This is a genomic window from Rhodobacter sp. P2_H5 (assembly GCF_056403335.1).
The window spans coordinates 103,662-110,845 of the sequence record NZ_JBFUFS010000013.1 but is presented as its reverse complement, the minus strand read 5'-3'; the positions used below and the strand labels follow the sequence as shown (position 1 = coordinate 110,845).

Genomic DNA, 7,184 nt, shown 5'->3' with positions numbered 1-7,184 from the left:
GTATTCCGAGACACGTGCAGCTCCCGCACGATCTTCTTCACCGACCAGCCCTGAACGTGAAAGGCCCGACGGACCCGCGCGATCGTATCCACCCCTTTCAACTCCCCCTCCGCCCGCTGCATCACAGCGGACGGTCTGACACAACATCAGGGGGGTCAAAATTGGACGCCGATCACCCTACCTAAGGGGTCAAAATTGCACGCCGAAACACACACAAAACGAAAACCCGGCGCTAACGCCGGGTTCGTTTGCCTGTCTGCCAGAACGGGGCCACGTCGCCCGCCATGATGCAGCCATAGGGGTCGATGTAATCCTCGATCTCGGCCAGACCGTAGTCCTTGATCTGGCGCACCACGGCCTCCGCCCGTTTGTAGCCCGAGGGCAGTTCGGACATGTCGATCGCGCCGGCATGAAAGCGGATGTCGAGGCCCTTGGTCTCGGCCAACAGCATAGCTTCGGGGGTCATGGCGCCATTGCGCCGCCGGTGTTCGGTGCGCGAAAAGTTGCGCCCCGCGCCGTGGGGCGAAAACCCCAGCCCATGTGCGGCATCGCTTCCCCGCACCACCAGAACCGGCTCGGCCATGTTCAGGGGGATCAGGGTCAGCCCGGTGGCATCGGTGGCATAACCGTTCCACGCCGGGGTTGCCCCCTTGCCGTGGTAGTACAGGCCGTCCCGTTCAAACACGAAGTTATGCTCGTTCCAGAACCGGTCCGCGGTTTCCGCCTTCAGCCGCTCCACCACCGCCTGATGCAACGCATTGTGGTTGGCCTTGGTCCAGCGCCGGATCAGCTGCAACGCCTCCCAATAGCTGCGGCCTTCTTCGGTGTCTGCGGGAATCCAGGCGTTTTGCTTCAGCGTGGCAGGGGAAAGCACCTTGCGATACTGCTCCGCCACCTCCATCCCGGCCTTGTACAGCAGCGCCCCCGGCCCACGCGATCCGTGATGGGTGACCATCGCCGTCCGCCCAGTCTTCCGCGACCGCCCCACGAACAGGAAATGGTTGCCGTCGCCTTGAGTCCCCATATGGCTTTGCGCCACATGCAGCGCCTTGGCCGAGTTCAGGAAACCATTGGCGCGGAACCCGTCCAAGAGGTCCAGCGAGACGGAAAACCGCCGCCCATTCTCACGCCCACCCGGGCCGAAATGGGTGATGTCATGGGCCGCATCCAGCACCGCCTTGGGGTCACTATGCCCCAGATCGGTGATCATGACCGAGCAGCAGATGTCGGCTGAGTGCATCCCCGGATGGATGGCATTGCGCGCTGCCACAACCCCGCCCACCGGAATGGTTCCCACGGGGCCCGCAGGGCAGGCGTCGGGCATGATCGCGCCGGCCTCGATGGTGGGAGTCCGCATCAGAACGCGCATGGTTTCGGACACGCCCGCGATATTCTGCACCTCGTCGGCATCTTCGGCCACGATATTGGCATGAAAGGCCAGCCCGTTCTGCAGGGGCAGGTGCGCCACAGGCGCAGGTTTCTCGGCCTCCAGCATGGCGCGCACCGCCTCCGCCGTCAGTCCTTGCGATTTGGCAGCCTCCGCCATGGCAAGCAAGTCCGCAAAGGTGGGGCCGGGGCGGTGGCCCCAGGCGATCAGGTCGGTTCCGGTAATCTTGTCGTCCATCTTGCTCACCTCACGGGCCACGCCCGGTCAAAATAGGTCATCCTAAGCCGCACCGAGGGCGATTTGTCGCCCCGAAGTGCCGCCACCATTTCCGCCAGTTCAGGCATGGGCCCCATCCGGCACATATGCTCCGCCACCGCCCGCCGCACGGCAGGACTGGCGTCGCCGGCCCCTTGGCGCAGCAGCGCCACTTGCTCTGCCTTGGCCAGTTCGCGCGCCTTCCACAGGGGCCGGGTTCTGAACAGACCCATGGGTCTATCCACCCAAACCCGTTCGCGCCCTTCGGTCCAGTAGACCTTGCCGCTCAGCACCGCCTCCAAGGCAACGGCACGCACCGCGCCCGACCTTGCCTCACGGGCCAGGCGGGGCCATTCGGAATCGAACAGCGCAAATTGCATCGCCCGCCGACACAGCCGTACCAGGGGGCCAGAGACCTCGTGGTCCAGCATATTCAGCACAGCCCGCCGCACGTTGGGCAAGTCCAGCACGCCGCCCGCCCGAAGGGCCGCCCCGTCCCAACGCCTCCAGGTCAGCGCAGGCCCGAGCAAGAGGCGCAGCACCGGAGCCAAGGCATCGGCGGGCAGCGCCGCCAGCACCGCGCGGAACCTCGGATCCGCCACAGCACGCACCTGCGGCACCCAGTCATTGCAGCGCGCCAGCAGCATCAGTGCCACTGACGGGCAGGCATCCCGCACCGTCAGCGCGCGCACCGCCGCCTCGCGCACCCAGCCATCCCGGTTCGACAGGAACAGGACCGCATAATCCGGCCCCTCCGCCAGGAAGCGCTCCACCTTGATGCCGCCAAGTTTCATCGCGCTGCGCGACCATGCCACAGAAACGATCAGGGCGATCTCGTCCTGCAATGCGGTGAAGTCATCCGCCGATTGCGCCAGCAGAAAAGTACGAAATGCCCGCAAGGCCGGATCATTGCGCTTGCCCCCGGTCGCGGCCAAGGAAGCAGCCGCCAGCATGCCGCGCCAATCCTGTTGCGCCGTCTCGGTCAGACCGGCCTTGGGTCGTTTCCACTTGTCCCACATCATCATCTCATTCACTCACATACAGGTCCCCGGCGACAACGGATTGGCGACACGTCGTGCTCTATCCAACTGAGCTACACGCCGAAGCGTGGCGGGACTTGAACCCGCGACCCCGAGAGTGACAGTCTGTAGTGCCGCACGGCATTCGCCGGGGGTAGGTTGGCTGGAAGGGAAGGGCTCGAACCCTCAACCCACGGGACCAAAACCCGTTGCTCTACCAATTGAGCTACCTTCCAATGGCGGCCCTCGGCGACGAGGGGAGAAGAGACCATGGGGCCCCGTCCGCACCGTTGGACGCCTGCAAGGAGGGGATTCGAACCCGCTCGGGTTGCCCGTTGGAGCATGTAGTCCCTTCGGCATTCGCCGAGGGTCGTTCCGGTCCGGCGACCAGAATCGGGAGGACAAATCATAAGCTATTCGCTTGCGCGAAGCCGAGAGTCGAACCCGGCCCCTCCGGGTTGCCCCGGCGCTCTAACCTGTAGTCCCCCCGGCATTCGCCGGGGTTGTCGTGGTTCCCGGCGACAAGGCAGGGGCGAGACGTTTGACTGAGCTACCCGCTTGCGCAGGGCAGGAATCGAACCTGCGACACACGGGGTTTTACCCGCTGCTCTACCCTGTAGTTCCGCCAGCATTCGCCGGGTTTGGTTTCGCATAAGTCCCCGGCGACGAGGGGGTGGTGAAACCAGCTCAGTCACCCGCTTGACACCGTTCGCGGCTTTGCGCCGCTCTGGTGTTGCCTTGGCGCTCCCTGTAGTTCCGCCAGCATTCGCCGGGGTCGTTTGGTGCAGAAGGGCAAGGGGTTGCGAGACACCGGGTTACCCCGCCGTTTTGAAGAGGTTGTAGTCCCGCAGGCATTCCTTCCGCTAGAGGTCCTGGCGACGAAACTTTGGGGAAACATTGCTCTACCAACTGAGCTACCCACCTTGCGGCAGGGCGGGGATCGAACCCGCGACCGATGTAGTTCCGCCGGCATTCGCCAAGCTGGCCCCGGCACTTGTGCCGGGACCCTTGTTACAGAGGGGTGGCCTCGATCTGGCCGACCCAGTGGTCCGCACCCATCTCGCCAGCCGCAAAGGCGGCGATCTGGGCGAAGACCGCGTCCGAGAAACCGCCGATGTTCAGCACATCGGGGCGTTCGGCCGCCTGGGTCGTGCCGTAAGGCTGGATGTCGATGCAGACCAGCTTGGCCGCGGAGTTCCGCGCCTTCAGCCTGGCCCATTCCGCCATCATCGCCGTCGCTTGCCCCCCATTCCGGGCATCCACCCAAGACTGGTTGTCCGACACGAAAATCACCAAGTCCGGCGCCGTCTTCGCCGCGTTCAGCCAGGCCAAAGGGGCCGAGCAGTTGGTGCCGCCCCCGCCCAAAGCCGCCAGTTTGGCCGCGTTGGTCAGGATGGTATCCCGGGGCTCCAGCACGGTTTCCCGCACATTCACCTCGAACGGCAAGACCATCGCCCCCCGGTTTTTCCGCAGAACCGCCGCCGCGACCAGCGCCGCCACGTCGATGCAGCGCACCGCCGAAGTGGCACCCGGCCGATAGCCGGTGACCGCAGACGCCATCGAGCCCGACACGTCAGGGCAGACCGCCACCGTCCCCGCCAAGGCGGGCACATTGGCCACGGCAAGCTCCATCGCGTCATGCAGCGCCTCGCGCAGCGGGGCCGGAACTTCGGTTGCCGCGGTCAATGTCGCCATCAGCTGATAGGGCAGAACCCGTGCGGCGCTGACCTTTGCAGGATCGCGCAGCACCGAGGCCACATGGTCCACCACCCCAGGCACGGCAAAGGCGCCATGCCGATCGAAGGTGTTCAGGTTCTGCCGCAGCATCTGCCACGAGCCCTTGTACGCGATCTGCGCCCATTGCTCCGCTGTCAGAGGCAGGTCGGTCAGCATCTGGAACGGCACGTCCGGCACTTCTGCCGTGGCACCGGCCCGAAAGGCCAGCCAATCCCGCACCACTTGCGGCAGCGAAACCATGTCCGCCGGTTTCCCGATCAGCCATGCATAGAACGCCGCCCGCTCGGGGGTTTCCGGCTTGGGGTGAACCATCTTGATCACGTCCGCCAGCGACGGATCATTCCCGACCGCGGCTGCCAGCAGCGCCCGGTCGGATGCCGCGTTCAGCCAGGCCTGCACCATCGCCTTGGGCCGAGACCCCAGCGACTTTCGCCCCGTCTGCCCGGACCGCATGATCTGGACAAAGGTCCGCAGCTTGCGCCCGCTGTCGACCACCCGGTCAAAGACCATGGCAAACAATGCCGGATCGCGCCGGGCCAGAACCGCCAGCAGAAAAGCTGGCGTGTCCTTCATGTGGCCCTTGGCGCGGACATGGAGGGCCGCTTTTGCCAGAAACACCGGCTCCACCGCATCGGCCAGCTTGGCCAGCTGGTCGACCTGACCTTGGGCATCCTGATAGAAGGCGTGACCAAAGGTCCCGGTCATCGCCAGTTGCGCCAGGGCATGCGCGTCGGAGTACTCATAAGCCTTCGCCCCCTCAAGGTTGCGGGCGGTTGCCTTGGGCAGCAACCGCCCGACGGTCGCTGCAAACACGGATTTGTTTGCCATCCTCTTCATCCTCTTGTTTTCGTGAGGCTTTTTTGCCCGATCTCGCTGCCTGGAGGAAGTTTTTCGCAAAATGCGGGCAAGTCCTTGATCGCCAAGGTCAATTCGGCGAATCGGTGAAATTGCTTCCGAAAAATGCAATCCATTGCTATCGTGATTTATCCAAAGGGATAAGCTATGCGTAATGTGGTCATCGGATTTCTCGGCACCCAGCTGGATATGGGCAAGAATCGCTCCTGGCGGCCTTCGGTCGAGCTCACCCGGCATGCCCAGTTTCCGGTGGATCGTTTTGAACTGATCCATGACCAGCGCTATGCCTCACTGGCGCACCGGGTTCAGCAGGCCATCGCCGCCGTCTCGCCCGAAACCGAGGTTCGCCTGGTTCTGATGGACCTCGCCAACCCGTGGGATTTTCAGGAGGTTTACGGCAAGCTTTTCGACTTCGCCAAGGACTACGGCTTTGACGAGGACCGCGAACGCTATCACGTGCATCTGACCACCGGCACCCATGTGGCGCAGATCTGCTGGTTCCTTCTGACGGAAAGCCGCCATATCCCGGCCAAACTGCTGCAAACCGGCCCGCCGCGCGGCGAGGAGACACCATTTGGCACGCTGGACGTCATCGACCTTGACCTGTCCCGCTATGACGCCCTGCAACAGCGGTTTCAGGCGGTCAGCCGCGACAATATCTCGCTTTTGAAGGGCGGGATTGAGAGCGCTACCCCTGACTTCAACACGATGATCCATCGGCTGGAAACCGTGGCGTCGCATTCCGATGCGCCCTTGCTGCTGTTGGGAGAGCCGGGCTGCGGCAAAAGTCATCTGGCGCAACAGATCTATGAATTGAAATTGCAACGCCGCCGGGTCAAGGGCCGCCTTGTCCAGCTCAGTTGCTCGACCCTGCGCGGCCCGCAGGCCCTGCCCACCCTTTTTGGGCAACGCCGCTCGGTCACGGGGATCGCGGGTACGGAGCGGGCGGGTTTGCTGCGCGAGGCCGATGGCGGCGTCTTGTTCCTCGACGAAATCGACGCATTGGAACCTGACGCGCAGGCCTTGTTGCTGCAGGCCCTTGAGACCGGGCGCTACTATCCGGTCGGGTCGGACAGCGAGGTGACCAGCCGGTTTCAGATCATCGCCTCGGCCAGTCGCGACCTTGGGGAATTGGTTGTGGAAAGACGTCTGCGCCCGGACCTGTTCGCGCTTCTGAATCAGTGGACGTTTCGCCTGCCACCGCTGCGCGACCGGCGCGGCGACCTTTCTGCCCATATCACGCATCAGCGCGGTCTGGCCGAGCGCAACCTGGGCCGCAGCATTGGCTTCAACGCCGATGCGATGGCCCGTTACCTGCGCTTTGCCCGTGATCCCTCCAGTCCCTGGACCGGCAATTTCCGCGACCTTGCGGCGTCGATCCACCGGCTCTGTACGCTGGCCGAACGCGGGCGGGTCACGCTCGCGATGGTGGAGGACGAGGTTGCGACCCTGACAGCGCAGTGGCGGTCGACGGGTATTGACGGCGACCGCGACCTTCTGACCGAAGTCATGCCCGATCCGGATGCATTGGACGAGTTTGACCGCGCCCAACTGGCCGCCGTCATTCGCGCCTGTCGCGCGTGCCCAAGCCTCAGCGCGGCTGGTCGCCGCCTGTTTGCCGCCTCACGCGCCGGGAAGGCCAGCCAAAACGATGCGGACCGGCTGCGCAAGTACCTCGCCCGGTTCGACCTGGACTGGGCGGGCGTGCAACGGTCGTAATCGTGAAAATGGTAGGGCTGCGCAAGTTGGGCTTGTCTCATCAGCCTCGCATGGGATTAAGCCCCGGCTGTCGTGGTTGAGGTGCCGCAGTTGGGCAAGCAATCCCATTTGACCGCGATCCGACCAGAGATGGTCGAGGCAATGGCGCCGGATCAGGCGTCTTTGGCAGCTGCGGTCCAGCTTTTGAAACCGGCGTTGTGGTCGGGAATGGG

4 protein-coding genes and 1 tRNA gene are annotated in these 7,184 nt (G+C 64.2%); 1 reads left to right on the top strand and 4 read right to left on the bottom strand.

Annotation, left to right across the window (positions count from 1 at the left end; genetic code table 11):
- Nucleotides 1-232: 232 nt before the first annotated feature.
- From AC1DVR_RS17020 to AC1DVR_RS17005, 4 genes are all read right to left on the bottom strand, one after another.
- A complete protein-coding gene (locus AC1DVR_RS17020) occupies nucleotides 233-1,624 on the bottom strand; it encodes an RtcB family protein (RefSeq protein ID WP_478001792.1) in 1,392 nt (463 codons plus the stop codon).
- 5 nt (nucleotides 1,625-1,629) lie between these two features.
- Nucleotides 1,630-2,676, bottom strand: coding sequence for a hypothetical protein (locus AC1DVR_RS17015; protein WP_478001791.1), 1,047 nt, complete (start codon nucleotides 2,674-2,676; stop codon nucleotides 1,630-1,632).
- 145 nt (nucleotides 2,677-2,821) lie between these two features.
- Nucleotides 2,822-2,897, bottom strand: a tRNA-Gln gene (locus AC1DVR_RS17010).
- Between the two features lie 775 nt (nucleotides 2,898-3,672).
- A complete protein-coding gene (locus AC1DVR_RS17005) occupies nucleotides 3,673-5,226 on the bottom strand; it encodes a vWA domain-containing protein (protein ID WP_478001790.1) in 1,554 nt (517 codons plus the stop codon).
- A gap of 174 nt (nucleotides 5,227-5,400) precedes the next feature.
- On the opposite strand from AC1DVR_RS17005, the gene AC1DVR_RS17000 reads away from it, so the two are divergent.
- Complete coding sequence (locus tag AC1DVR_RS17000) at nucleotides 5,401-6,972, top strand: RNA repair transcriptional activator RtcR family protein (protein WP_478001789.1); 1,572 nt, start codon at nucleotides 5,401-5,403, stop codon at nucleotides 6,970-6,972.
- Nucleotides 6,973-7,184 lie beyond the last annotated feature (212 nt).